The sequence below is a fragment of the Clostridium sp. SHJSY1 genome (assembly GCF_031626875.1).
Lineage (GTDB): Bacteria > Bacillota > Clostridia > Clostridiales > Clostridiaceae > Clostridium.
The window spans coordinates 1-26861 of the sequence record NZ_JANDMF010000062.1; the positions used below are offsets into that span (position 1 = coordinate 1).

Below are 26861 nucleotides of genomic sequence, written 5' to 3' on the forward strand. Positions count from 1 at the left end.
TTATATGTTTTTATAAAGTAAAGACAAAAGAGATATTTTCAGGAATGAAAATATCTCTTTTGTCAACGGTCTGAAGTTATCTTATTAAAAGAGATAACTTTTTCAATATATTTTGTAAGGTTTAATTAAGATTTATTATATAGAGTATTTAAAGAAAAAGATGTATAATTATTTTTGGAAAATTATATATAATGAGGAAGGGTATTCAACAATGTGGGGGAATAAAATAAAAAAAAGAGTTATACAGCAAAGACGAGAAAGATATAAAAGAGCTACTAAAAAGAGAATGATTGTAAGTATAGCAATTATAATTACTATTATTGGATGTGCATTTTTAGCAAAGATGAAGTTTGAAAGTGATAAAGAAAAAATTTATACTAAAGCAGAGATAGTTGATGATTCTGTGGTATCAAATAAACCAGAATCAGAAGATACTTCCAAAGTAGTTGAGGATTCAAACTTAGATAATAGTGGATATCTTCCGTTGGAAAAAGATCCAGATGCAGAAGATGCAGTTGAATTATTTCATACTACAGATAAGTTAATAAAAAATGAAATAAAGTATCCAGTACGTACAGATGGTAAGAAAGTAGCATATTTAACTTTTGATGATGGACCAGCTACAACCAATACACCAAAAGTATTAGATATATTAAAAAAGAATGGAATAAAAGCTACATTTATGATAATGGGAAAAAATGCAGAACTTAATGAGAAATCAAAGGAGATATTAAAGAGAACTGTAAAAGAAGGACATGCTATAGGAAATCATACGTACTGTCATGATTATAAGTATTTATACCCTAGTAATGTTATAAGTGTTGATCACTTCATTTCAGATGTGGATAAATGTAACAAAACATTAAAGAATATATTAGGAAAAGATTTTAATACAAGAGTCATAAGATTTCCAGCTGGATATTGGAACTGGGAAGGAAGAACAGCAATAAAGCCTGTTATAGAGGAAAAAGGTTATGGAAGTATAAATTGGAATGCTTTATCAGAAGATGGTCAAGGAAAGCCAAATAAAACAGCAAATGAATTGATAGAGATAAGCAAAAAGAATTTAGACTTATTGGGAAAAGATGCAGATAGTGTTGTTTTCCTAATGCATGATACCTATGGAAAAGAGGAAACTGTCAAATCATTGCAATCAATAATAGATATGTTTAAAGAGAGAGGTTTTGAATTTAAAACAATTAAATAATAAAAAGTTAGAAAAGTTATCTTTATGAGAAAAGATAGCTTTTTTTATTAGTTCAATATTTAGAGTTAAGTTATCAAATAAATGGTATAATATTAATATATGTAAATTAGTAGATAGGAGGAAAACAATGATATCGAGAGAAATAGCATCAATAATATTGTCTAAATGCCTAGTAACAGGTGGAGATTTTGCAGAAATTTTTGAGGAGGATTCTATCAGTAATTCAATAGGTATTATAGATAATAAAGTTGAGAATGCATTAGGTGGGAGAACTTATGGAGTTGGAATAAGAATATTTAAAGGATTAAAAAGTGTTTATGCTTATACTAATGATAGTTCTACAAATGGATTATTAGATACAGCTCATAAAGCAGCTTTAGCATTAGGAGAATTAAAAGAAGAAAAAACTATTATATTAAATAATACTTTAAACTTTAATAATATTCATACAATAAAAAAATATCCAAATGCTATTGGGTATGATAAAAAGATAGATGTAATGAAGAGTGCATATAGAAGTGCAAAAGAATTTAGCTCAGATATTTCACAAGTTAGTGTTTCATATTTAGATAAAGATCAAAAAATTCTTGTAGCAAATACTGAAGGAATTTATGCTGAAGATAGAAGAATTAGAACTAGACTTGCTATAAGTGCTATAGCATCAAAAGGAAATGAGAATCAAACAGGATTTGAAGGACCAGGAGCTCACAAGGGGTTTGAATTATTTGAGCAAATAGATCCAGAGTATTATGGTAGAGAAGCAGCAAGAACTGCATATACAATGCTTAATGCAAAGAATTGTCCAGCAGGTAAGATGATGGTTGCCATTGATAATGGTTTTGGTGGAGTTATATTCCATGAAGCTTGTGGACATTCGTTGGAAGCAACATCAGTAGCTAAAGGGAATTCAGTATTTTCTAATAAATTAGGAGAACAGATAGCATCTACAAAAGTTACAGCTATAGATGATGGAACAATTCCAAATGAATGGGGATCAATAAATATAGATGATGAAGGAAATCCTTCTAAGAAAAATGTTCTAATAGAAAATGGAATATTAAAATCATATATGGTTGATAGACTTAATGGAAGAAGAATGGGAATGAATCCGACTGGAAATTCTCGTAGACAAAGCTATAAATTTGCTCCAACATCTAGAATGACTAATACTTATATTGCTAATGGAGATGACACCCCAGAAGAAATAATCAAATCAATATCAGATGGATTATATGCTAAAAAGCTTGGTGGAGGATCAGTAAATCCAGTTACAGGAGAATTTAATTTTGCTGTTTCAGAAGGATATATAGTTAAAAATGGAGAGATTCAAGAACCTGTTAGAGGAGCGAGTTTAATAGGTAAAGGTAGTGAAGTTCTAATGAACATAGATATGGTTGGAAACAATTTACTTCAAGCTCAAGGTATGTGTGGATCAGTTTCGGGAAGTATTCCAGTAAATGTTGGTCAACCTATAATTAGAGTTAAAGAAATGACTGTTGGTGGAAGATAGGAGGTTGAAGTTATGGAATTTAAAGAATTTAAAAGTTTATTATTTGACAAAGCAAAGAAAGAAGGCTTTGAAGAATGTGAAGTATACTATATTAATAGAGAAAGTTTAAGCATATCTGTGTATGAAGAAGAAGTAGAAAAGTATAATTTGAATAATACTTTTGGACTTTCGTTTAGAGGAAAAATGAATGGGAAGATGGGATATTCATATACAGAAATATTAGATGGTGAAGCTATTGATATGTTAGTAAAAAATGCTAAGGATGGAGCTAATTCTATAGAGAGTGAAGATATTCAATTTATTTATGATGGAGATAAAGAATATAGTAATATAAACACCTATTCAAAAGATTTAGATAATATAGATGCAGAAAAGCTAATAAAAATTGCTTTAGAGATGGAAAAAGAAACAAAAAAATCATCTGATAAAGTTGTTAATGTAGGTGGTTGTAGTTTAGGGTATGGAAATTCTAGTTATGGTATATATAACACTAAAGGATTAGAATTAACAAACAAAACTAATTTACTTACTGCATATGTAGTACCTATAATTGAAGTAAATGGTGAGAAATATGATGGTACAGGATATGTAACAGCAAATTCAATAAATGAAGTTGATGCTAAGAAAATAGCAAAACAAGGAGTAGATGAAGCATTATCTAGAGTTAATGGAAAATCAATTCAATCAGGAAAATATAAGACAATTATTTTTAATGAAGCTATGGTATCTCTACTTGGAACTTTTGCTGGAATTTTCGATGGAGATGCAGCTCAAAAAGGACTTTCTTTATTAAAGGGAAAAGAAGGAGAAATGATTGCTTCAGATATAGTTACTATAGTAGATAATCCACTTTTAGATAATGGATTAGCATCAACACCATTTGATGATGAAGGGGTAGCTACTTTCAAGAAGGAAGTTGTATCTAAAGGAAAATTAATTACATTACTTCATAATCTAAAAACAGCTAATAAAGCAGGAATTAAGACCACAGGTAATGGATTCAAAGCTTCTTATGCATCTACTGTTGGGATTGCACCAACAAACTTTTATATTGAAAAGGGTGAGGATACTCTTGAAGAGCTTATGAAAGAGATTGGAGAAGGTTTAATGGTAACAGAATTTGCTGGACTTCATTCAGGGGCAAACTCAGTCACTGGAGAGTTTTCGCTAGCAGCAAAAGGATTTTATATAGAAGGTGGAAAGAAATCTTATCCTGTTGAACAAATAACAGTGGCAGGAAATTATTTTGAATTATTAAACTCTATAGAAAAAATCGGAAGTGATTTAAAGTTTCCAATGAGTAGTGTAGGATCACCTTCAGTTATTGTAAAAGAACTTTCAATAGCAGGAAAATAACAATATGTAATTAAAAAGCTTTCCGTAAGAGTAATTCTTATGGAAAGCTTTTGTTTATTTATTTTTAAAATAATCAGCTCGTATCATCTTGTCAGATAAATCTAAAGAATTTTTTATTTGTTTCTCATCTTCAGCTGTAAGATCAGTACCTTTAACAGTACCATTTGTAAGTATAGCATAATTCTTATTTGTGTTTAATAGATTTCTTCCAAGGACTGTATTTTCATATTTACTTTTATCAACACCTAGCATATAAAGAATGGTTGGCATTGTATCAATTTCTCCACCTATAGTATCAAATGTTTTACTAGGTACTTTAGAATTTTTATCATAGATTATAAGTGGTACTGTTGGTTCTCCATTATTTACATACCAATCTTCTTTTTTAGATAAACTGTTAATACTATGGTCATAGTATTTATGAACACCTGTATGGTCTCCTGTAATTACAATAGTTGTATTGTCTAGAAGTCCACCCTTGTCCAATAATTCAATAAAGTGACCAATCTGAGCATCAGTATAATGTATACTTTCAAAATATCCACCTAATTCACTACCATTAAGTTCACCATCAAGATTAAACTGTCTCAATTCAGCTGGTAAGTCAAATGGACCATGACTTGTTAATGTAATAGTATGAGCATAAAATGGTGACTTCAAATCTTTAAGCTTTGGTACTACTTGCTCAAAATAACTTTTATCACTGATCCCCATTCCAATTTGTTCACTTAAATCAAATGAGAAGGAGTCAACAAAGTTTTTAAATCCGATACCACCTTTTAATGCGTTTGCATAATTCCAAAAAGAACCTTTATCTGGATGAATCGATATTGGATCATATCCTTGTGCTTCAAGAATTTTTGGCATAGAATTAAAATCTGTATTTGGATATCTAAAGAAAGTACATCCTCTTCTTAATGGAAGTACAGAAGTATTTATCATTAAGTCACAATCAGAGCTCGTACCTTCGTTAACTTGCTCATATATGTGTGGGAAGTAAAGTCCTTTACTTATCAAGTTATCTAAATTTGGAGTGATTTTTTTACCATTTACCTCTTTACCAATTAAGAAACTTTCAAGTGATTCAACTTGTATTACAATTAAGTTTTTTCCTTTAGAAATTCCAGCATATTCGTTATCAGGTAGAGATTCTTTTTTCCAATTGTAATATTCATCAATTTCAGACTTTTCTTCATTAGTAAGGGTATATGGCTTTGAATCTTTGTATACTGTATAAAGATCTTTTAAATGATAACCAATTCCTGAAAAATATTTTGAAGTATTGGTTGGATCATAATCATCATATAAATAAGCATTAGCTACATTTTTATTATGTAAAACATTCAAATTAAAAGGAACATATCCGATATATAATATTGGGAGTATTAATGTTAATAAGAAAGCTTTTATAGATCTATTTGTCTTTTTGTAGCTTTTTCTAGTGAAATAAACATATACTCCAAGTATAATTATATCTAAGAATAATAAAATATCATAACTACTCAACATAGAGAAAATTGTACCTTCTAAGTTATCTAAGTTAGCAGTTTGTGTTAATATTAGTACAGAAGGAACGGTTAAAAATCCTCTAAAATACATAGCATCTAATAATGTAATTAATGTTATTAAAATATCTATAATAAAAATATATATAACTCGTCCTCTTCTTTTAAACAAGAAAGAAAAACTCAGAAAAATTAGTGCATATGATAGATAGTATAATAAAAAATATTGGGTTTGTGAAAAACCAAGAGAAAAATCAAATTCATATGGATTATGATTTTGAATAAAACTTTGAAGCATTATACCCTTTAAAATTATACCAATCAGTGGAATAAGAAATAATCCAATGTTTGTATATAAATTATTTGATTTACTTTTAAAATTATCTTTTATCTTATAAATTAAGTTAGACATGAAACACCTCTCTTTTTTAAAATTAATACGTTAAAAATAACTATTAATCAACTATAAAACATTATATTATAGTTGATAAACAGAATCAAACAAATTAGCAAAAATAGCATAAGAAATGTTTAATATAATTGTAAAAATGATATAATTGTATAAAGATTAGTTTTCATAAGAAAAATGTAGTACGAGGTGAGATTATGAAGAAGATCGATTGCACAGGGCTTCAGTGTCCTACTCCAGTAACTAAAGTAAAGAAATATTTTGACTCTATTGGTGAAGGTGAAGCTATTGTGTTATTGGATAATGAAATAGCAAATGGAAATGTTACAAGATATGCTATGAATCATGGGTATCATGTAGAGTCTATGGAAAAGGGCAGTGTATATGAAGTAATTATAGAAAAAAGAGGATGTTTAGAAATATTAGAAGAAAATAAGGAAACTTCAATACTAATATCATCTGATAAGTTTGGAGATGGTAATGATAAGGTAGGAGATACTTTAATGATGAAGTATATTGATGTTATTAGTGAAGAAGATCAATTACCTAATTCTTTAATATTTGTAAATTCTGGAGTAAAATTGGTAAGTGAAGGATCTAAAGTTATAGAAGGAATAAGATTATTAGAAGAAAAAGGGGTAAAAATATATTGTTCAGAAACATGCTTAAAAGATTATAAATTAGATGATAAATTATTAATAGGTAAAAGAGTTGATATGACTAAAATTGTTGATATCATGAATAAAGCTGAAAATTTTATTAGATTATAATACATATATTTTGATTCACAATATATAGTGAACAAAGTAAAATAATAGTTGAATTTCTTAAAAATAAATTAGAGATAAGCAAAATTCAATTTATAACATATATTTATTTAGAATATTATAAGGGAGAAAATCTAATGGAACAATATAATTTGATTGTTGTTGGTGGAGGGATTGCTGGAATGACAGCAGCATTAGCTGCTTCAGAAAGAGGAATAGATAAAGTACTTATACTTGAAAGAGAATCAGTCCTTGGGGGAAGTCTAAATCAATGTATCCATAGTGGATTTGGGGCCCCCCTTTTAAAAAATACAGTCACAGGACCAGAGTATATTGATGTTATAGAAGAGAAAATTAAAGAGTATTCTGTTACTATAAAATTACAAGCAAATGTGTTAGAAGTAGAGGATAATATGATAGTAAGATATGTATCACCTGATGGAGTTATTGAAGTTCAAGGAAAAGCTATTGTTTTAGCCTCTGGTTGTAGAGAAAAGTATACAGGAAATATTGCTATACCAACAAATAGTTTAACTGGAATTTATACAGTTGGCAATGCACATAGGACAATAACTCAAGAAGGATATATGCCTGGAAAGTACCCAGTCATAGTAGCTAATAGCAAGTGGGGAATAATAGTAGCAAGAAGGTTTGTAATAGAAGGGGCAAAAATCCAAAGCCTTTTAATAGATAAAAACGAAGATTTTGATTTTGATGATGATTTAATGGAATTTTTGGATGGATTCAATATACCAATTATAGAAAATTATAAAGTGATAGAAGCACTAGGAGAAGAGAGGATAGAGGAAGTAAAAATAAAGGAAATTGGAACAGGTAATACAAAAAGTATTCCATGTGATTGTCTTATACTTTCAGTAGGATACTTCCCAGAAAAAGATAGTATAAAGAACTTAAAGTTAGAAGTTGATGCTAATACAAAGGGGCCAAAGGTTAATGAGTTTAAAACATCTATAGAAGGAATATTTGCATGTGGTAATTTGATATATGGAGTACATGCGTTAAAAGGAAAAGGAATAAATGGAATTGAGGCAGGAAAAAAAGCAGCTGACTATATAATAAGTAAAATTATATAGTCAGTACATTTAAAATTTCAGTTAGCATAAGATTATTTCCTAGGGAATTAAGATGAATTCCGTCAACAAATATGTTTTTTTCTATATTATTTAAAGTTAATGAATAGAAATCAATATATTTTATTGAGTATGTATTACAAAGATTTATTATTTTCTTTCTTAATAAAGGTAAGGAACTTTCTAAATATGTGTAAAGTGAAGATGGCATAAATAACCTTTCAGCCATCTCTTTTATAATGCAAGGAGGTATTCCAACGATTATATTTTTAGATGAATAATCTTTAATAATTTCTTCTATGTTAGCAACTATAGAAGATGGCGTTCTTCCACATAATAAATCATTAGATCCACCCATAACAAAAACATAGTCAGGATTTAAAGAGGAAACATCTTCATAAAATCTATCAAGCATTGAAGCTGTAGTGTCTCCATTAATACCTTTATTTATTATTTCAAGTGACAAATGTTTGGAGAGGTTATAAGCCCAAGAATCTTTTTTAGTAACTCCATAACCAAATGTTAAACTGTCCCCAAGTAAAACAATTTTTTTATTCAAAATATCGCCCCCTAATATAGTTTCTTAAAACAATTATTACAAATCAAAGTTTTTCCTTTATCAGCTTTAATAAAGTTGTTATCAGTTATTATTTTTTCACAAATGCTGCAAATATTTTTATTAGATATGTTATTAGTTGATTCAGATTTATTTTTAGTTTTATGTAAAGTTAAATTTCTCTTTATAGGAGTATAAACTCTTTTTTCTTTAAGTAGATTATTTTTGACTACAGAATAAGAAAAAGAGTATTCACTTTCTCCAAATAACTCTAATTCAAATCTTGGATTTTCTTTATCATAAAATTCTTCAACAGTTATATTTCTTATTTGGGCATCATTAACGATAAGTCCACTTTTTTCAATACCATCAAAAATACTTTTTGTTATATTAATAGTATCAGGATGACGTTTTTCGCTTTTATAATAAACCTTAAGTATTGCAATTAGGCTTTCTTCTAATACAACATCAGGGTTTTGAGATCTAGCGACATATGCTATTTCTTGTTCATAAAGTGCATATCTATCGTGGTAACTACCTGAATTATATGGTAGTATAGCTCTTTTTTTATCATTATGAAGTTTAAAGTTTGATTTAGTTATTGGTGACCCTTTTACAATGACTTTAGCATATGATGACATGGTTAATTATCTCCTTCAAGTTTTATCATTTACAATAGATTTAATATATTCTTTATAATAAATTAAGAATCTTATATAAAATATACTCTATAATTTAATTATGTACAAGGTAAGGGACAATCAAAAAAATAACAAGTCAATCTGCCAGACTATTTTCCATCATCCTGTGTCAGCAGATTGCCCTAATAGCCCGCTATTAGACCAATCTGCTTCCTTGACTGATGAAAAATATTCATGGCAAATTTGGACTCGGTATTTATTTTCATGTCCCTAATCCATTGATATAGAAACATATATAAAGTATAATACTTATTGGTTTTAAAATAGAAAAATGAGGGTATAAAAAATGAATGAAAAATTAATTTTATCAATAGAATCAAGTTGTGATGAAACTTCAGCTGCTGTAGTAAAGAATGGTAGAGAGGTTTTATCAAATATAATAGCATCACAAATAGATACACATAAGAAATATGGGGGAGTAGTCCCAGAAGTAGCTTCAAGAATGCATATTGAAGCAGTAGATGCAGTTGTTAAAGAAGCATTAATAGAAGCTAATGTCACATTAGATGAAATTGATGCTATAGGAGTAACTTATGGTCCAGGATTGGTTGGAGCATTGCTAGTAGGATTACAATATGCAAAAGGATTAGCTTTTGCTGCAAAAAAACCTTTAATAGGTGTAAATCATATTGAAGGTCATATATGTGCAAATTATATTCAACATAAGGACTTAGAACCACCATTTGTATCTTTGGTAGTTTCAGGTGGTCATACTTTTATAGTGCATGTAAAAGATTATGGAAAATTTGAGGTAATAGGGCAAACAAGGGATGATGCTGCTGGGGAAGCTTATGATAAAGTAGCAAGAGCAATAGGGCTTGGATATCCAGGAGGACCTAAGATAGATAAACTTGCAAAAGAAGGAAATCCAATGGCGTTAGACTTTCCAAGAGCAAATTTTCATGAGGATACATTAGATTTTTCTTTTAGTGGACTTAAATCTTCTGTATTAAATTACTTAAATAAGTGCAGAATGCAAGATATAGAAATAAATAGAGCAGATGTTGCAGCATCATTTCAAAGAGCTGTAGTAGAAGTTTTAAGAGATAATGTATTTTTGACTTGTAAGAAAAGAAATTTAAATAAGATTGCTATAGCTGGAGGTGTTGCTTCTAATACTGCTTTAAGAGAAGCATTAATTAGAGAAGGCAATGAAAAAGGAATAAATATTTTATTCCCAGAACCAATACTTTGTACAGATAATGCTGCAATGATAGGCTCAGCAGCATATTTTGAATTAATTCATAATAAAGAGTTCACCTTTGATTTAAATGCAAAACCTAATTTAAAACTAGGTGAAAAGTAGGAGGGAAAATGAATCTTATACCAGAATCCAACGGACTAAAAAAAGTAGATATGAGCAGTAGAATTGGTGAGAAATCTCCAATAAAAACAACATGCATAATTATTTTAGGAATATTTCTGTTTGGCTTTTTATTTCAAACAGTTGGTGATTTTATAGGAAATGAAAGGATAAGTGAAAGACTTAATTATACTAAAATTGAAAATAAGAAAATGGAATATAAAACAGGTGGAAGTGGGGATTATACAATAGTTTTTGATGGGGCTATAGGTGCTAATTTATATGAGTGGGATACAGTATGTGATAAGATTCAAAGTGAACTTGGAGTTAAGACTTTTGTCTATAATAGAAGAGGGTATGGGTTTAATGAGAATTTAGAAGGAGAAACTCCAAGTAAACAAGCAGAGAATTTAAAAATACTTCTTAGAAAAGCTGGAGTTTCAGGAAATATAATTTTTGTAGGTGAGGAATATGGAAGTTTAGTTGCTACAAACTTTATAAAACTTTATCCAGAGTCTGTAAAAGGATTGGTTCTTGTAAAACCATTTTCAGAGGAAATAATTAAAGGTGATGAATTTAAAAAATCTATTAAGTGGAAATACTATAGAAGTAAATTAGAAGCTACAGGGACTAATGTTGGATTGACTAGAATTTTAGATCAATTTAATTTAACTACAGAAGTAGATGGCTTTGAAGAAAAATTACCTGAGATAGCAAATAAAGAATTTAAAATTCATAAAAATCAAAAAGCATATAGAGGAGCTATAAGAGATGAACTAAATAATTTATATACTTATAGTGAAAATTCACAAGTAGAAGGGCTTGTAAGTGGCAAACCCTTATATATAATATCAAATGAGGATAATGACCCATTATCAAAATTAGGAACAACTGATAATACAACTATTTATAAGACAGAATCAAATAGTTCAGTTATTTCATTAACAGATAGTGATATAGTAAAAAATGCAATTACAAGTGTAGTTAAAGAAGCTAGAAAAATAGAGAAAAAGGCAAATGCTAAATAAAAGTTTATAAACTTTGGCTTATTATGACATATACTTGTCACAAATGGGGAATATACTCTTAAGTATAGAAATGAAATATGTTTAGGAGGTAAATATATGTTTAACGGAAATGATAATCAAAACAACATGAATAATAACCAACAGGATAATAATATGAACGGTATGTATAATAATTATAATTTTGCGGGTGAAAACTTTGAACAAAAGAGAAAAAGAAAGAAAAAGAATTTAAAAATAGTTGCAATAGTCATAGGGGCTGTAGTACTTTCAGGTACAAGTGGTTTAGTGGGAGGACTAGCAACTTATAAAATAATGAGTAAAAATAATACGAATTTGGTACAATCAACATCTTATGCAGCACCAGAATTTACAAGTGCAACAGATGGTTCATTAACTGTATCACAAGCTTTTGAAAAAGTTAAACCAGCAGTTGTAACAATTTCTACAAAAGGGATACAACAAAGTGGATATGGCGGTTTTTCACAAGAAGTTGAAGGTTTAGGATCAGGATTTATTATAAATGAAGATGGATATATACTAACTAATAACCATGTTGTAGCAAATAGTAGTGAGGTAAAAGTACTTTTAAGTGATGGAAATGAAGTAGCAGCTAAAGTTATAAATACCGATGAACAACAAGATTTAGCTATGATAAAGCTTGCAGATGGAACTAAAGTACCTGGAGTTGCAGAACTTGGTGATTCAGATGCTTTATATCCAGGAGAAGATGTAATAGCAATAGGAACTCCTCTATCAAAAAACTTTGCTCAAACTATGACAAAAGGAATAATAAGTGCAGTTAATAGAGAAGTACAATCTTCTGAATCTGGAAATACAGCAAAAGTAATTCAAACAGATGCAGCTATTAATTCTGGTAATAGTGGTGGACCATTAGTTAATACAAAAGGTCAAGTAATAGGAATTAATTCTATGAAGATGAGTTCTTCAGCAACTGGATCAGAAGCTACTATTGAAGGAATGGGATTTTCAATTCCTATAAATGAAGCTAAAAGTAGATTAGAATCTTTATCTAAACCAATATTAAGTTTAGGAATAACAGTAACAAATGTAACTGAAGATATGTCAAAACAATCTGGATATCCAGTGGGTATATATGTAAAAACAGTTGCGGATTTTTCACCAGCATCTAAAGCAGGACTTAGACAGGATGACGTTATAACTGAGTTTGATGGTACTAAAGTAAAAACAGTAGATGAATTAAATAAATTAAAATCACAGAAAAATGCTGGAGATAAAGTTACTATGAAGATAGTAAGAAATAAAAAAGAAATGAGTTTGGATATAGAACTTCAAGAAAAGTAAGGAAAATTATAGTATAATAATATTAACTATTCCAATATTAGGAGGTTAATATGAGCAAACTTGAAGATGTACTTATAGAATTAGAAAAGCTTCAAAGAGAACAAAAAACTGGAGTATCAGCTAATGATTTAAGTAAGCATATGAATTTGGATAGAGCAAATATTTCTAGATATTTAAATATTTTATATAAAGAAGGTAGAGTAGATAAAACAGATGGAAGACCTGTTATCTACTCTATTTCTCATGCAATGAAAAAGGAAGAAAATAATAAAAGAGAGTTTGGGGAAGATAATTTTGATAAAATAGTTGGAGCTAATTTAAGTTTACAAATTTCAATACAACAAGCAAAAGCAGCAATGCTATATCCACCACATGGATTACATACTTTAATATTAGGAGAGACTGGTGTAGGTAAATCAATGTTTGCTGAAGTTATGTATAAATTTGCTATAGAATCAGGGGTAATTAAAGATACATCTCCATTTGTTAGATTCAATTGTGCTGATTATGCAGATAATCCTCAATTAGTAACAGCTCAAATTTTTGGAGTGAAAAAAGGAGCTTATACAGGAGCTGAGAAGGATAAAGAAGGGCTTTTAAAGAAAGCAGATGGTGGAGTTATTTTTTTAGATGAAGTACATAGACTTTCACCACAGGCTCAAGAAATGTTATTTACCTATATAGATCAAGGCTCTTTTAGACCATTAGGAGATACGGAAAACTTAGTTAAAACTGAGGCACAAATTATAGCAGCAACAACTGAAGAACCACAATCTTTCATGTTAAGAACTTTTACTAGAAGGATTCCTATGACTATTACTTTACCATCATTGAAAGAAAGAACAATAGAAGAGCGATACTATTTATTAGAACAATTTATTAAAGAAGAATCAGCGAGACTTGAAAGAAGTATTTATTTTAATAAGAATGCTTTAATATCTTTTTTACTTTATGATTGTCCTAATAATATTGGGCAATTAAAAAGTGATATCCAATTAGCTTGTGCAAAGGCATTTTTAAATTACAAAACTAATGGAAAAAAAATTATATTAATAGAACAATCTGATTTGCATCAAAGAGTTAAAAAAGGATTAATGAATTTACAAGATCACAGAACAGAAGTAAATAAGTTGCTTGATAATATGGGAGATGTATTGAAATTTTCATATGAGGAATATGAGAATGAATTCAATATGGCAAAGGAAGAAGAACATGTTATAGGTGAATATTTTTATGACATTATAGAAAATAAATTATGTGAATTAAAGAAAAAAGGATTAGAAGAGAAAGAAATCAATGAAATTTTAAATATTGATATTGATAAATATTTTAGAAAATATATAAGAGACTTACCTGGAGAGTATAGAAAAGATGAAATAACAAAAATAGTAGATGTATCAATTGTTAACATAGTGGAAGAAATTTTAAATATGTCTTCAAGGAAGTTAAATAGAAAATATGATGAAAATGTATATTTTGGGTTAGCTCTGCATTTACAAGGAAGTTTAGATAGAATCAAGCAAGGAAATAAAATTTATCATCCCAAATTAAACTATATTAGAATTCAGCATTCAGAAGAATTTTTAGTTGCAATGGAAGCAGCTAGAATAATAGATAAGAAATTTGGCATACAAGTTCCTCTAGATGAAATAGGATATTTGGCAATGTTTATAGCTACAAGAGAGTATGAAGGTGATGAAAAACATATAGGTAAAGTTTCTGTAATTGTGGTTATGCATGGATATAGTACAGCTACAAGTATGGTTGATGTAGCTAATACTCTAATTGGAGAAAATTATGTAATACCTTTAGATATGCCTTTAAGTATGAGAGCAGAAGATATGTATGAATTAGTTAAAAGTAAAGTTAAAGAACTCAACACTGAAAAAGGGGTCTTGTTATTAGTAGACATGGGGTCTTTAACTAACTTTGGAGATATGATAAAAGAAGAAACAGGCATAAATGTAAAGACTATAGATATGGTAAGTACATTACTTGCTATAGAAGCAGGAAGAAAAGCAATTAATGGAAGAGATTTAAATGATATTTATAATTCCTGCATAGAAGCAAATGGAATTAAAGATTTGAGTAAAAATATATCTAAGGAATTTAAAGGAAATGTAATAATAACTGCTTGCTTTACTGGAGAAGGTTCAGCAGAAAAAATAAAACAAATTTTACTTAAAAGACTTGCTAATAGAAATAAAGTAAAGGTTATTTCTATGAATATATTAGATAAAAGAGAATTTGTTGAAAAAGTTGAAATTATAAATAGGGAATACAATATATTATCAATAGTTGGTACAGTAAATATAGATATAGATAATATCCCATTTATACCAGCGCCAGATATATTGACAGGAGAAGGAGTAGAAAGGTTAGATCAATGGATACTTGAAGAAGAGGACTTTATTAGAATTTCTAAATCAATAGATGATCAAGTAGGAGGTATTGATGGTATTGAATTAATAAGGTTAATCAGACAAGCTATACTTCAAATTGAGGAAAGAATTGAAGTAAAGATTTCTCATGAAGTTAAAGTAGGAATTATTATTCATTTTTGTTTTCTAATAGAAAAGATTATTGATGGAGGAAAGGGAACTGACTTCCACAAACTAAATGAGTATAGAGAAGAGCATAATAAGGAATTTATAATGGTTAAGCAAAGTTTGAGAAATTTAGAATTAGTTTATGATATTAATATAGGAGATAATGAGTTGGCATTTATTGTGAGAATGGTTCTTGAGAATAGTGTAAGTGTGTAAAAACTATAAAAGTGTGTAATGAAACTGTGTAAATATAAATACACAGTTTTATTTTAAATTTTATCATATAAAGTTGTGGAAAATAAAGACTTTAAAGTTAAGTTTAGTGTAAACATTTAAATTTTGAAAGTTGGCATGATTTTTGCTTATATTAATAGTGTAAGAAGTAAATTATTTTTTTAATAAGCATTTTCAAGGAGGAAACATTATGACAAAGATTATATTATGTTGTTCAGCAGGTATGTCAACAAGTTTATTAGTTACTAAGATGCAGGCAGCTGCAAAAGCACAAGGGGTTGAAACCTTAATTCAAGCTATGAGTGAGGCTGATGTTAAGAATCATGAAAGTGAAATGGATGTGCTATTACTAGGACCACAAGTTAGATTCTTATTAAAAAAGATGAAGGAAAAATATGAACCAATGGGTATTCCTGTAGATGTAATACCAACAGTTGATTATGGAACAATGAATGGAGTAAAGGTTTTAGCTAAAGCTTTAGACATGGCTAAAAAATAATTAGTTATATTATAAATGGGGATTTTTGTATGGGAAAAGCAAAAAATGCACTAAGCAATTGAAAGGGAGAATTGTAATGGAAGAAAAAATAATGACATTAATTATTCATAGTGGAGAAGCTAGAAGCTATTCAATGGAAGCTATAGCAGCTGCTAAAGAGGGGAATTTAGAAGAGGCTAAAGGGTTAATAGAAAAGGCAGATGTGGAGCTAGGGGAAGCACATAATGCTCAGACAAGTTTAATACAAGCTGAAGCTGGAGGAGAAAAAATAGAAATGTCTTTATTGATGGTACATGCTCAAGACCATTTTATGACATCTATGACTCTTAAGGATTTAGCTAAAGAGATAATTGAAATATACGGAAAACTATAAAAGATAAGAGGCTGTTCTAATATTAGACAGCTTCTTTTTATAGTTAAAAATTTATAAATATTAGCACAAATTATTTTGGACATGCATATTTTAAAGTATAAAGAACAATGGAGGTAAAGTTATGAGCGGGAAAGTTGCTGTTTGTTCAGTATGTCCAAAAGAAAATCAACAGATTGAAGCTATTATTAAATTACCAGTAGAGAAAAGAGCAGTTATTCATGGTACAGTTTTAGATTCTTGTGGGAATCCAGTAGCTGATGCTGTTGTTAAGTTACTTCAGGTTGTAGAAGGCTGCAAGTTGCCAGTTCCTTTAACTCACACATTTACAGATCAATATGGTCAATTTTTATTAGGACCTTTATGTCCAAATGTTAAATATATGATTAAGGTTTATAAAGATACTATAAAAATTAAATATCTACCATTAGATGTTGATTGTTATGATGGAAAATGTATAGGAGTTAATCATAAGCCAGGTAAAGAAAAATATAACGAGTCTAATGAATGTGGTTGCTAAAATATCAAGTGTAAAATTTGAAAAAAGCCCTTGCAAAAGGGCTTTTTATTCTTTTATTAATATTATATACTATTATAGTTACAAAAATATAATAGTAAGGTGTGTATTTAATATGGGGAATATTTTATTATATATAGTTACATTTTTCTTTGTTTTAGGAGCTGTAGATTATTTTCTTGAAAATAGATTTAATCTTGGAAAGTATTTTGAAGATGGAATAAAAACCATGGGATCGTTAGCTTTATCTATGATAGGAATACTATCTATAACACCATTGTTAATTAAAGGTTTAGAAAAGATACTAGTACCATTTTCAAAAAGTGTAGGATTAGATCCATCTATATTTACTTCAAGTTTTATTGCAGTAGACATGGGGGCTTATAATATGGCAATAAATCTTTCGGAATCAGATGGATTTATAAAATTTTCAGGAATTCTAATGGCATCTATATTAGGTTGTACTCTTAGTTTTACAATTCCATTTGCATTGGGCGTTATAAAAAAAGAATTTATAGGAGCATTATCTAAAGGAATAGTATGTGGAATAATTACTATGCCTATTGGATTATTAATTGGAGGATTATTGCTTAAAATTAATATATGGGTAATGTTATTAAATCTAACTCCTGTGATTATTCTTTCAATACTACTGTCTTTAGGAATAATGTACAAACCTGATATATGTATTAAATTATTTGGAATTCTTGGTAAGGTAATTTTATTTATAAGCATTTGTGGATTAATAATACAAGGAATTTATTCAATCTCTTCTGTTGAATTATTAAAAGATATAATGCCATTAAAGGATACAATTTTAATTGTAGGGAAAATTGCTTTGTTTTTAGGGGGAGCATATGTAATGCTTGAATTTTTACAAAGATCATTTAAGATTCAATTGGAGTGGATAGGTAAAAAAATTAATATTAGTGGGCAGGATACAACTATTCTTATGGGAGCATTAGCTTCAGCAATAATAGTATTTTCAAGTTTTGATAAGTTAGATTATAAAGGAAAAGTGATATGTAGTGCTTTCTCCGTGGCAGGAGCATATGTATTTGGAGGACAATTGGGGTATGTTGTCAGTGTGGAACCTAGTATAATCAATATTTACATATTTACTAAGCTGATATCAGGAATATTAGCTGTATTGCTTGCAGTATTCATATTAAGAAAAGAAGAAAGAATTAATATGGAGTGATTTTTCTTAAATAGAAAACAATCTAATAGATTACATATGATATAATATATCATAGTTGTAGTAAAATATTGAATTACATATAAGTTAAATATAAATGATGCAATTGAGGTGATTCTTTTTGAAAAATAAAATAAGATATGTTATATCTATATTGATTATATGTATTTTTTCTCTTATAATAGTTAATTTATTTGAAGATAAGAATAATGATGTAGTAAAAGGAGAAATAACCATTTGGGCAGATAGTAGTACATATGATTATCTAAATAAAACTGCTCAAGGATTTATGGAGTTAAATAGCAAAGCTAAAATTGAAGTTGTCCAAGTTTATTCAGATAAACTTAATGAAAGCTTTGAATCAGCAATTGAAAGTGGAACACTTCCTAATATTGCACAATTAAATAGTAAATGTATTAGAGATATAAAGAAAAAGTATAATAATATTATGGCTGAAACCCAAGAGAGTAGTATTATAGATAATTACGTAAAAAACTATACTAAGGGAAGAATAGCAGAAATAAAAACAGATGGACAAATTTTAGGGGTGCCATTTACATCAAGGCCATTAGTATTATATTTAAGAGAAGATATGCTTGAAACTTATGGATATAACTATGAAAATATAGTAACCTGGGAAGACTTTATTAATATGGGGAAAGATATATATACAAGAAGTGGAGGAAGTGTAAAAGTTTTAAATGCAGTTGGGCAGGATTATTACGATTTAGTTTCATTATTAATTATGCAAGAGATGGAATCAACAGATAATGAAGATGAAATAAAAAGCAATGTAGATAAAAAAATATTGGATTTAACAAATAATAATATATTGAATAAAAATATAGATGGACAATTTCTTGCTAGAATATCATCAGTAAATGGAATGAGAGAATTAAAGGCAATAAATGAAAAATGTACATGGACTGCAAATAATGTACCATCAAAATCTAAAGGAAGTAATAGGTTTTATGTGGGAGAAGGAGACAATTTAGTCGTTTTAAATCAAGATGAAAAAAATAGTAAGTTAACAAAAAAGTTTATAGAGTACTTATCAACAGATACAAAGAGTAAAAGTAATTATGTTTTAAATGGAGACTTTTTCTTTAGCTTTTTATCAGCATATAAGAATAAATCAATAGAGAGTGAAATTAAGAACTTTGCAGGTAAAAGTCCCATTGTAGTAATGGATAATATTGCTCAAAAAGCACCAATTGTAGATGATTATGATTTATACTTCAAGATTAGAAATTACTACAATTAATTTTGCAAAATGAAGAGGAAGTAAGAAATGCTTCCTCTTTAAATATTAACTAAAGAGTTATAAGCTTCAATGGTTTTTTGGGCTGTTTTTGTCCAAGAAAATTGAAGACTTTTTTTATACCCTTTTTCTCTAAATTCTTCTTTTAATGATTCATCATTTAAAAGTTTTAATAAACTATATTCTAGTTCATCAGAATTTAAAGGATCAATTAATAGAGCAGAATCAGATGTTACTTCAGGAATAGATGTTAAATTAGATGTTATTACAGGGGTTCTACAACTCATAGCTTCTAGTGGAGGTAATCCAAATCCTTCATAAAGTGATGGGTACACAAAGGCTTCAGAACCACTATAAAATATAGGGAGAACTTCATCAGGCAAATACCCAGTAAAAATAATTGTGTCTTGTAAACCTAAAGAATTAACTAAAGTTTTTAATAATTCTCCTTCATCTCTTAAAGACCCAGCGATTAATAATTTGTGAGGCTTTTTTAGGTCTTTATGAATAGAAGCAAAAGATGTAATTAGCGCTTTTACATTTTTTCGTTTACTAAACCCACCAACATATAATATATAAGGACCTTCAATTTGATAGTTTTCTTTCAAATATTTTTTACAATGATTTTTAGAAAGTGGTTTATATTGTGTATTAGTAGCTAATGGAGTTACAAAAATTTTTTCTTCAGGAAAACTTGGGAAAAACCTTAGGATATCTCTTTTTGAAAATTCAGATACAGTAATTATTCCTTTAGTATATTCAATTATTTTAGGCATATCTTTTAAAAATCTATTTAAATATCCTATACCTACTGTTTCAGGCATAATGAATGGAATCAAATCGTGTATAGTAACAACAACATTAAGATTATAATCAAAAGGAAATCCAATACCATTTTGAGGAATATGATATAATTCTATTTCTTTATTCTTTATTAGATTGGGAATATAATAGGCTTCATAAAATCCTCCATAACGACCAGATATATGTGTGATGTCAACATTGCTTCTATTATATTCATCTAATTCATTACCTGTCCAAATTAGATTAAAGTTATCATTTTTATCTATATCTAATAAATTTGATACTAAGTTCTTAGTATAAGTTCCTATGCCAGAACCAGAATGAAGATTGATACTTCTTGAGTCTATTAGGAGTTTCATAAAGCACCTCAAAAAAATTATATATATAATAAAATACTATAGAGTAAAAGAATTGGTGAATAAAAAAATCACATATGAAAGATTTTAAACATATAATAAAAGGAACTAATTTTGAGGTGATATAATTGGGAGAAAAATTAATTAAAAATCTAATAAAGGAAAAATATGATTTAAATATTAAATCCATAGAGCAAGTAAAAAACACTTATAAAATAGATGCTGAAGAGGGAAGATATTGTATAAAAATTATAAAATATCAGTTCTCTCATTTTTATTTTATATTATCTGCAATTTTACACTTACAAAAAAGAGGTTTTAACAAGATTCCAGAAATATTAAAAACAAGAGATGATGAATATTATATTGAATTTTTAGGATATTATGCTTATTTAACAGAATGGATACCAGCTCGTGAAAGTAATTTTGATAATCCCATAGAACTTGGTAAGGTTTCAGAAAAACTAGCGGAATTACATGAGTGTAGTGAAGGATTTACATTAAACAAGGATATGAAACCAAGAATAGGATGGTTTTCTTGGATTGATGTATTTAATACAAGAAAAAATGAAATACTTGATTTTCAAAATAGAATAAATCAAAAAGCATATAAATCTAATTTTGACTTGCTATATAAAAGCTGTATAGATGAGGAGGTTGAAAGAGCAGATAAATGTATAAGAAACTTAATAAACTCTGACTATATGGAAATCATGGCTAGGGAGATGCTAAAAAGAGGTTTTTGTCATCATGATTATGCAAATCACAATATACTTCTTACACAAAAGGGTGACATATATATAATTGATTTTGATTATTGTATTATGGACACTCATTTACATGATTTATCTTCATTAATAATAAGAGCTATGAAAAATGGAAAATGGGATATTAAGAAAGTAGAAAATATAATTAATAACTACTCAAAAATTAAGCAAATTACAGATGAGGAATTAACTTTAATGAAATATTTTATTAGTTTTCCACAAACTTTTTGGCAAATTGGACTTCAAAAGTATTGGGAACAACAACCATGGGAAGAGGAAATGTTTTTAAGTAGGCTCACAAAATATATTGAAGATAGAGAGGAAAGAGAAGCATTTGTTGAAGATTTTTTCTCTTAAAGGAGTGATTATCATAAATAATTTAACTCTAAATGAATACTTAATTGAAAAAAATATCTCTGTGATAGGAGAATATTTTAAAGAAGAAAAATCTACAGATGATATAAAAATATTAAGCCAAGTTTTGTTAATTAATAAAGTAGATATTATATTGAGTAATTATTATGGAAATGGTACAACAAGGATTAATAGTACAGTAGGAAAAAAAATAGAGAGTATTAAAGTGGAAATTAAGAAATTAAGAAGAGATTTAAGAATAAGAGAGAAAAAAGATAACTTAAATGTTATGGATAAATTTATATTAGAAAATGGTGAGAGTATATTAAAACGAGGAGAAGAAACTATTAACCTTATAAATGAAATTGATTATTTGAATATTATAAGAAGAAGTATGAAAGAAAATGAGATTTGTTTAGGCAGAGTTGGAGAAGACAATTTAAGAGAAGGTGAAACAATAGAAATAGGAAGTTTAAAAAATATAAGTTATAACTTAAAAGAAGAAGATATTTATGAATATTTAAGAAGGGTTAGAAGAAGAAAAATTCAATTTAAGGAAGATTACTATATTGATGAATTTATAAAAGGTGCAAATTTGAAAAAATACAGCAAAGATTATATAAAAATATTATTGCAGATACCTTATGATACTTTGAGGCAATGGTATAGATATAGTCAAGGCAAAAGGAGGATTATGCCTGATAAGTATTTAGAAAATATAAAATTTACATCAAGATATGAGATTAAAAAAATGAAAGGGGGAAATTAACTTGAATAAACTTAGATATCCAGAAAAAAAATATTTATCTACTTATGAACTTAGTTCAAGTTTTTTTAGAGAATTAGGAATTAAGGTTATAGACATAACCCCTTTAAGAAAAGTTTTTATATTAAAAACAGAGGAAGGAAACAAAATATTAAAAAAAGTTAATTATGGGATAGAAAGATTAGAATTTATTGATAAATGTATAGAAGGTATTCATAAAAATTTCCCTAATATAATTTCTTTTAATAGTTTCAAAGATGGAAAGAAGTATAAGCTTTGGAAGGGAAGCTATTATATTGTTATGGATTTAATTCCAGGAAGGGAAGCTACATTTACAAATCCTATAGAGCTAAATTTATGCGCAAAAACTCTTGGAAGTATGCATATAGCATCAAAAAAAATACTAAAAGATTTTGATTTAAATGAAAATATAGAAAAAAGTCTGATTAATAAATATATTGAAAGTTTAGAAGATATATTAAAAATAAAAGATTTAATAGAGAGCTATAAATATAGAAATGAATTTGATAATTTATTTTATGGACAAATAGATGAATGTATTGATGAGATGAAAAAAGCAATAGAATTAATTAAATATAGTGGGTACAGGTTGTATAGAGAAAATATGAAAAATGTAGTTGTATGCCATAATGATTTAGCAGAGCATAATTTCTTATATGCTAATGATGAAATGTATTTAATTGATTTTGATTACTGCTCTATAGACTTAAGAATAATGGATGTAGCAGATTTAATTCTTAAAGGAATTAAGGAAGCTGCTTTTGATTTTGAGAAAGCTATAGATGTTATAAAGGCCTATGATAGTGTATATCAGATAGATAAAGAAGAATATAAATACATCTATATTTTATTGTTATTTCCTAGAGATATATATTCTATTGCTAAAGATTACTATCATAAACAAAAAGGGTGGGATGAAGAGGTATTTGTTAACAGGCTTAAAATGAAACTCATAAATGAAGAATTTAGAAGAGGATTTTTGAAAAAATATAAAGAAGTTTTTAAAGAAAAGTTCAATTAGAAAAATATATAACTTCTTAACTCATTTATTATTAAAAGAGTTAAGAAGTTATTATTTTTAGTTTAACATTGATTTGTAGGCATTCACTGTTTTTAGTGCAGCTTTTTCCCAGGAGAAATTTATACTTCTCATTAATCCTTTTTTTACCATAGTTAACATCAATAAGCTATCATTTAAAACTTTTTCAATAGCATAACTTAAGTCATTAACGCTATAAGGATTTATTAATAATGCTGAATCATAGCAAACTTCTGGTAAAGAGGTTACATTTGAGGCTATTACAGGAGTTCCACAAGCCATAGCTTCAAGAGGGGGGAGTCCAAAACCCTCATAGAAAGAAGGGTAAACCAAAACTTCAGCACCATTATAGAATATAGGTAAATCATCTAATGGGATAAAGTCAGTAAATATAACATCATTATCAATATTAAGGTCCTCAGCTCTTTTCTTATATTTGGGATAAGAGAGACCTTTTTTTCCAGTAATAACTAATTTAGCATTTCTTCTATTTTTTTTCGGAATTAAAGAGAAAGCTTCAATTAATCCGATTATATTTTTTCTAGGACTAAGTCCACCAACATAAAGAATAAAATCTTCTTGTATAGAGTATTTTTCCTTTATTATTTGTTTACATTTGCATTTACTCATAGGTTTGTATATATTTTCAGCAGCAAGATGTGTTACATATATTCTCTCCTTAGGAAAATTGAATTCATGAGCAATATCCTGTTTCGAAAATTCAGATACAGTTATAATACCTTCACAACTAGATAGTAGTTTTGGTAATTCATCATTAAAAATTTTTAGGTACTTATCACTAACAGTTTCAGGCATTTTTAAAGGAATTATATCATGTAGTGTAATAGCCTTAAAGCAATTTATATTTTGTGAAAGTCCAACACCATTTTGAGGAACATGATAAAGTTCCATATTGTGATTATCAAGAAGGTTTGGGACTCGTACTTCATCCCAAAAATTATCATTTAAATTAGATTTAACTGGCTCTATTTTGAAATTTTCATTTAAGTTATTTATTGAAGAACCTTCTGGGAGAAAAATAAGATAGTCATTGTCACAATCAACTTTATTAAGGCTTAAAATAAGCTCATGTGTATAAGTTCCTATACCAGTTCCTCTGTACCATTTAGCAGCTCTGCCATCTATGCCAATTTTCATGATGCATCCTTTCCTAGTACTCTCTGTTTATTATATTAAATTACCTTAACTTTTGTTAATAAAAGAAATAAAGAACACATATAAATATAAAGGAGGTGAGGACTATGATGAGGGAATTTGAAATTGAGAGGCAATTTGACATTAAAATTGAGGTCCTTAAGGCTAATAAAGGAGTTTATTACCTTAGGACAAATAAGGGTGAACGCTGCCTAAAGAAAATTAACTATGGACCTCAGAAGCTGTTATTTGTTTATGGTGCAAAAGAGCATTTAATTAAAAATGGCTTCGATAAGGTTGATAGATATTTTTTAAATATAGAGGGTGAACCATATGCATTAGTAAATGAAGATTTGTATACTCTTTCTGAATGGTTAGAAGGTAAAGAATGTGACTTTCACAACATAGAAGAGGTAAAGCTTGCAGCAAAAACTTTAGCAACAATGCATGAAGCATCCAAAGGCTACGATCCACCAGATAATTCAAAATTGAAAAGTGATTTAGGAAGATGGCCACATTTGATGGCAAAAAGGATTAAGTCCTTGGACAAGATGAGGGATATGATAAGGAAAAAGAGTGTGAAGAGCGATTTTGATATTTTGTATCTAAAATCAATGGAATTTTATAAGGATATAGGAAGAAAAGGGCTTGAGACCTTAGAAAATTCAGCATATTATGAACATTGTGCAGTTGCAGAAAAAGAAAAGGGATTTTGTCATCATGATTATACTTATCATAATATAATTTTAAATGAGGGTAATATTCATATAATAGATTTTGACTATTGCAAGAGAGAAGTTAGAACTTTTGACATATCCAATTTTATGATAAAGGTACTTAAAAGAGTGGATTGGGATATTAATTTTGCAAAAGCTATATTAGAATCATATAATTCAGTTTCTCATTTAGGAGAAGATGAAATGAAAGTGCTATATGCTTATCTTCAATTTCCACAAAGATATTGGAGGCTTGCAAATAGATATTATTATAATGAAGTAAATTGGGGACAAGGTACCTTTGCTTCTAAGCTACAAGGAATAATTAACGAACAAGAGAAATTCTTGAAGCTACTTGCTGAATTTAAAGAAGAATATAATTTGTAATTTAGAGGTGTTCCTTAATGTATTTAGGAACACCTTTTTATTCTAAATCATATTAATAAGTAAAAATACTTATATTTTGTGGGGTATTTATGGAAGTTGGAGATGTAGTGGTTAGAAAATCCTATGATAGAGATATTACCTTTAAAATAATAGATATAAAGGAAGAAAGTGATAAAACAATTTATATATTAAAGGGAATTAGTATAAGGATAATTGCTGACTCACTAGAAGATGATTTAGAAGAAGTTAATGATGATTATATTGGAGAGAAGGAAAAAATTTTAAATAGCAGAGTTAAAAAAGCTATTAATAATGCTATAACATTAAGGGGAGATGTTCTTACAAGGGTAAGTAAGCCACAGAAAACTGTACCTAACAAGGACATGATGTTTGGACGACCTGGAAAAATACTTCATGTAGATGGTGATAGCGAATATATGGAAACCTGTATGAAAGTGTACAAACAACTTTCATTAGATGCTATTGGTAAAGCCATACCTGAAAGGGAACAGCCAAACGTAATAGTAGATCTTGTAAAAGAGATTAAACCTGATATAGTAGTTTTAACAGGCCATGATGGTATTACAAAAGATTCTAATAACTTTTTAGATTTACAATTCTATAGAAATTCAAGATATTATATGGAATCAGTTAAAGCTTTAAGGAATTATAATGCGAGTTATGATGAATTAGTTATTTTTGCTGGAGCATGTCAAAGTTGTTATGAATGCATGTTAGATGCTGGTGCAAATTTTGCTTCAAGTCCTAGTCGTGTTCTTATACATTGTTTAGATCCAGTTTTTATTTGTGAGAAAATAGCTTATACGAGAATAGATCAAGTGATTTCTATTACTGAAGTTATAGAAAATACAATAACAGGAATTAAAGGAATTGGAGGACTTCAAACAAGAGGAAAATACAGAGAAGGTTATCCAAGATCTTCATACCTATAAAAATGATTTCATATACAGATAATAAAAAAATTCCAAAATAGGATGCTCAAATAATTATTTGAGCATCCTATTTTAGTTTTCATGGTTAAATGAAAAACTAACTTCCGTTTTAGCGTAAGCTATTGTAACTGCAAGAGTAAAGTCAGTTTTGAGAATTAA

General features: G+C 28.3%; 24 protein-coding genes. 19 read left to right on the forward strand and 5 right to left on the reverse strand.

Features of this window, described 5'->3' with window-relative positions; all coding sequences use genetic code 11:
- Positions 1-211: 211 nt before the first annotated feature.
- From NNC19_RS20700 to NNC19_RS20710, 3 genes are all read left to right on the forward strand, one after another.
- Entirely contained in the window at positions 212-1207 is a 996-nt protein-coding gene (locus NNC19_RS20700; protein ID WP_310940602.1) for a polysaccharide deacetylase family protein, read from the forward strand.
- A gap of 127 nt (positions 1208-1334) precedes the next feature.
- Positions 1335-2717 carry a TldD/PmbA family protein gene (locus NNC19_RS20705; RefSeq protein WP_310940603.1) on the forward strand — a complete coding sequence of 461 codons (1383 nt, stop codon included), beginning with the start codon at positions 1335-1337 and terminating at the stop codon, positions 2715-2717.
- Positions 2718-2729: 12 nt separating this feature from the next.
- Entirely contained in the window at positions 2730-4073 is a 1344-nt protein-coding gene (locus NNC19_RS20710) for a TldD/PmbA family protein (RefSeq protein WP_310940604.1), read from the forward strand.
- Between the two features lie 54 nt (positions 4074-4127).
- Here NNC19_RS20710 and NNC19_RS20715 read toward each other — a convergent pair whose 3' ends face one another.
- Positions 4128-5990, reverse strand: coding sequence for an LTA synthase family protein (locus NNC19_RS20715; protein ID WP_310940605.1), 1863 nt, complete (start codon positions 5988-5990; stop codon positions 4128-4130).
- Positions 5991-6184: 194 nt separating this feature from the next.
- Here NNC19_RS20715 and yedF point away from each other — a divergent pair, with 194 nt between their 5' ends.
- Together yedF and NNC19_RS20725 are read left to right on the forward strand one after the other, a co-directional pair.
- The gene (gene yedF / locus NNC19_RS20720) at positions 6185-6757 is read left to right on the forward strand and encodes a sulfurtransferase-like selenium metabolism protein YedF (protein WP_310940606.1); all 573 of its coding nucleotides are present in this window, start codon (positions 6185-6187) and stop codon (positions 6755-6757) included.
- Positions 6758-6891: 134 nt separating this feature from the next.
- Complete coding sequence (locus tag NNC19_RS20725) at positions 6892-7848, forward strand: NAD(P)/FAD-dependent oxidoreductase (RefSeq protein WP_310940607.1); 957 nt, start codon at positions 6892-6894, stop codon at positions 7846-7848.
- Here NNC19_RS20725 and NNC19_RS20730 read toward each other — a convergent pair.
- On the reverse strand, positions 7841-8404 hold the full coding sequence (locus NNC19_RS20730) for a GDSL-type esterase/lipase family protein (RefSeq protein WP_310940608.1): 564 nt from the start codon (positions 8402-8404) through the stop codon (positions 7841-7843). The genes NNC19_RS20725 and NNC19_RS20730 overlap by 8 nt on opposite strands.
- An 11-nt stretch (positions 8405-8415) precedes the next feature.
- Positions 8416-9042 (reverse strand): RusA family crossover junction endodeoxyribonuclease, encoded by a 627-nt coding sequence (locus NNC19_RS20735; RefSeq protein ID WP_310940609.1) that lies wholly within the window; start codon positions 9040-9042, stop codon positions 8416-8418.
- Positions 9043-9388: 346 nt separating this feature from the next.
- Between NNC19_RS20735 and tsaD the strand changes: the two genes are divergently transcribed.
- From tsaD to NNC19_RS20780, 9 genes are all read left to right on the forward strand, one after another.
- Complete coding sequence (gene tsaD, locus NNC19_RS20740; protein WP_310940610.1) at positions 9389-10408, forward strand: tRNA (adenosine(37)-N6)-threonylcarbamoyltransferase complex transferase subunit TsaD; 1020 nt, start codon at positions 9389-9391, stop codon at positions 10406-10408.
- An 8-nt stretch (positions 10409-10416) separates the two neighbouring features.
- On the forward strand, positions 10417-11433 hold the full coding sequence (locus tag NNC19_RS20745) for an alpha/beta hydrolase (RefSeq protein ID WP_310940611.1): 1017 nt from the start codon (positions 10417-10419) through the stop codon (positions 11431-11433).
- A gap of 96 nt (positions 11434-11529) precedes the next feature.
- Positions 11530-12756, forward strand: coding sequence for a trypsin-like peptidase domain-containing protein (locus NNC19_RS20750; protein WP_310940612.1), 1227 nt, complete (start codon positions 11530-11532; stop codon positions 12754-12756).
- Between the two features lie 50 nt (positions 12757-12806).
- A complete protein-coding gene (locus tag NNC19_RS20755; RefSeq protein WP_310940613.1) occupies positions 12807-15521 on the forward strand; it encodes a sigma 54-interacting transcriptional regulator in 2715 nt (904 codons plus the stop codon).
- Between the two features lie 208 nt (positions 15522-15729).
- Complete coding sequence (locus tag NNC19_RS20760) at positions 15730-16038, forward strand: PTS sugar transporter subunit IIB (RefSeq protein WP_310940614.1); 309 nt, start codon at positions 15730-15732, stop codon at positions 16036-16038.
- A gap of 76 nt (positions 16039-16114) precedes the next feature.
- Positions 16115-16411 carry a PTS lactose/cellobiose transporter subunit IIA gene (locus tag NNC19_RS20765; protein ID WP_310940615.1) on the forward strand — a complete coding sequence of 99 codons (297 nt, stop codon included), beginning with the start codon at positions 16115-16117 and terminating at the stop codon, positions 16409-16411.
- Between the two features lie 121 nt (positions 16412-16532).
- Positions 16533-16928, forward strand: coding sequence for a carboxypeptidase-like regulatory domain-containing protein (locus NNC19_RS20770; protein WP_310940616.1), 396 nt, complete (start codon positions 16533-16535; stop codon positions 16926-16928).
- Positions 16929-17040: 112 nt separating this feature from the next.
- Positions 17041-18126 (forward strand): ethanolamine utilization protein EutH, encoded by a 1086-nt coding sequence (gene eutH / locus NNC19_RS20775; protein WP_310940617.1) that lies wholly within the window; start codon positions 17041-17043, stop codon positions 18124-18126.
- Between the two features lie 118 nt (positions 18127-18244).
- On the forward strand, positions 18245-19387 hold the full coding sequence (locus tag NNC19_RS20780) for an ABC transporter substrate-binding protein (protein ID WP_310940618.1): 1143 nt from the start codon (positions 18245-18247) through the stop codon (positions 19385-19387).
- 38 nt (positions 19388-19425) lie between these two features.
- Here the strand turns inward: NNC19_RS20780 and NNC19_RS20785 are convergent, their stop codons facing one another.
- Positions 19426-20547, reverse strand: coding sequence for a glycosyltransferase family 1 protein (locus NNC19_RS20785; protein WP_310940619.1), 1122 nt, complete (start codon positions 20545-20547; stop codon positions 19426-19428).
- Between the two features lie 125 nt (positions 20548-20672).
- On the opposite strand from NNC19_RS20785, the gene NNC19_RS20790 reads away from it, so the two are divergent.
- Genes NNC19_RS20790 through NNC19_RS20800 form a run of 3 tightly spaced genes read left to right on the forward strand, consistent with a single transcriptional unit; the run spans position 20673 to position 23473 of the window.
- Positions 20673-21668, forward strand: a complete 996-nt coding sequence (locus tag NNC19_RS20790) for a CotS family spore coat protein (RefSeq protein ID WP_310940620.1) — start codon at positions 20673-20675, stop codon at positions 21666-21668.
- A gap of 4 nt (positions 21669-21672) precedes the next feature.
- A complete protein-coding gene (locus NNC19_RS20795) occupies positions 21673-22434 on the forward strand; it encodes a spore coat protein (RefSeq protein WP_310940621.1) in 762 nt (253 codons plus the stop codon).
- A gap of 1 nt (position 22435) precedes the next feature.
- Positions 22436-23473, forward strand: a complete 1038-nt coding sequence (locus NNC19_RS20800) for a CotS family spore coat protein (RefSeq protein WP_310940622.1) — start codon at positions 22436-22438, stop codon at positions 23471-23473.
- Positions 23474-23530: 57 nt separating this feature from the next.
- On the opposite strand, the gene NNC19_RS20805 is transcribed toward NNC19_RS20800, so the two are convergent.
- The gene (locus NNC19_RS20805; RefSeq protein ID WP_310940623.1) at positions 23531-24649 is read right to left on the reverse strand and encodes a glycosyltransferase family 1 protein; all 1119 of its coding nucleotides are present in this window, start codon (positions 24647-24649) and stop codon (positions 23531-23533) included.
- Between the two features lie 104 nt (positions 24650-24753).
- On the opposite strand from NNC19_RS20805, the gene NNC19_RS20810 reads away from it, so the two are divergent.
- Positions 24754-25749 carry a CotS family spore coat protein gene (locus NNC19_RS20810; RefSeq protein ID WP_310940624.1) on the forward strand — a complete coding sequence of 332 codons (996 nt, stop codon included), beginning with the start codon at positions 24754-24756 and terminating at the stop codon, positions 25747-25749.
- A gap of 89 nt (positions 25750-25838) precedes the next feature.
- Positions 25839-26702, forward strand: a complete 864-nt coding sequence (gene yabG / locus NNC19_RS20815) for a sporulation peptidase YabG (RefSeq protein WP_310940625.1) — start codon at positions 25839-25841, stop codon at positions 26700-26702.
- Positions 26703-26861 lie beyond the last annotated feature (159 nt).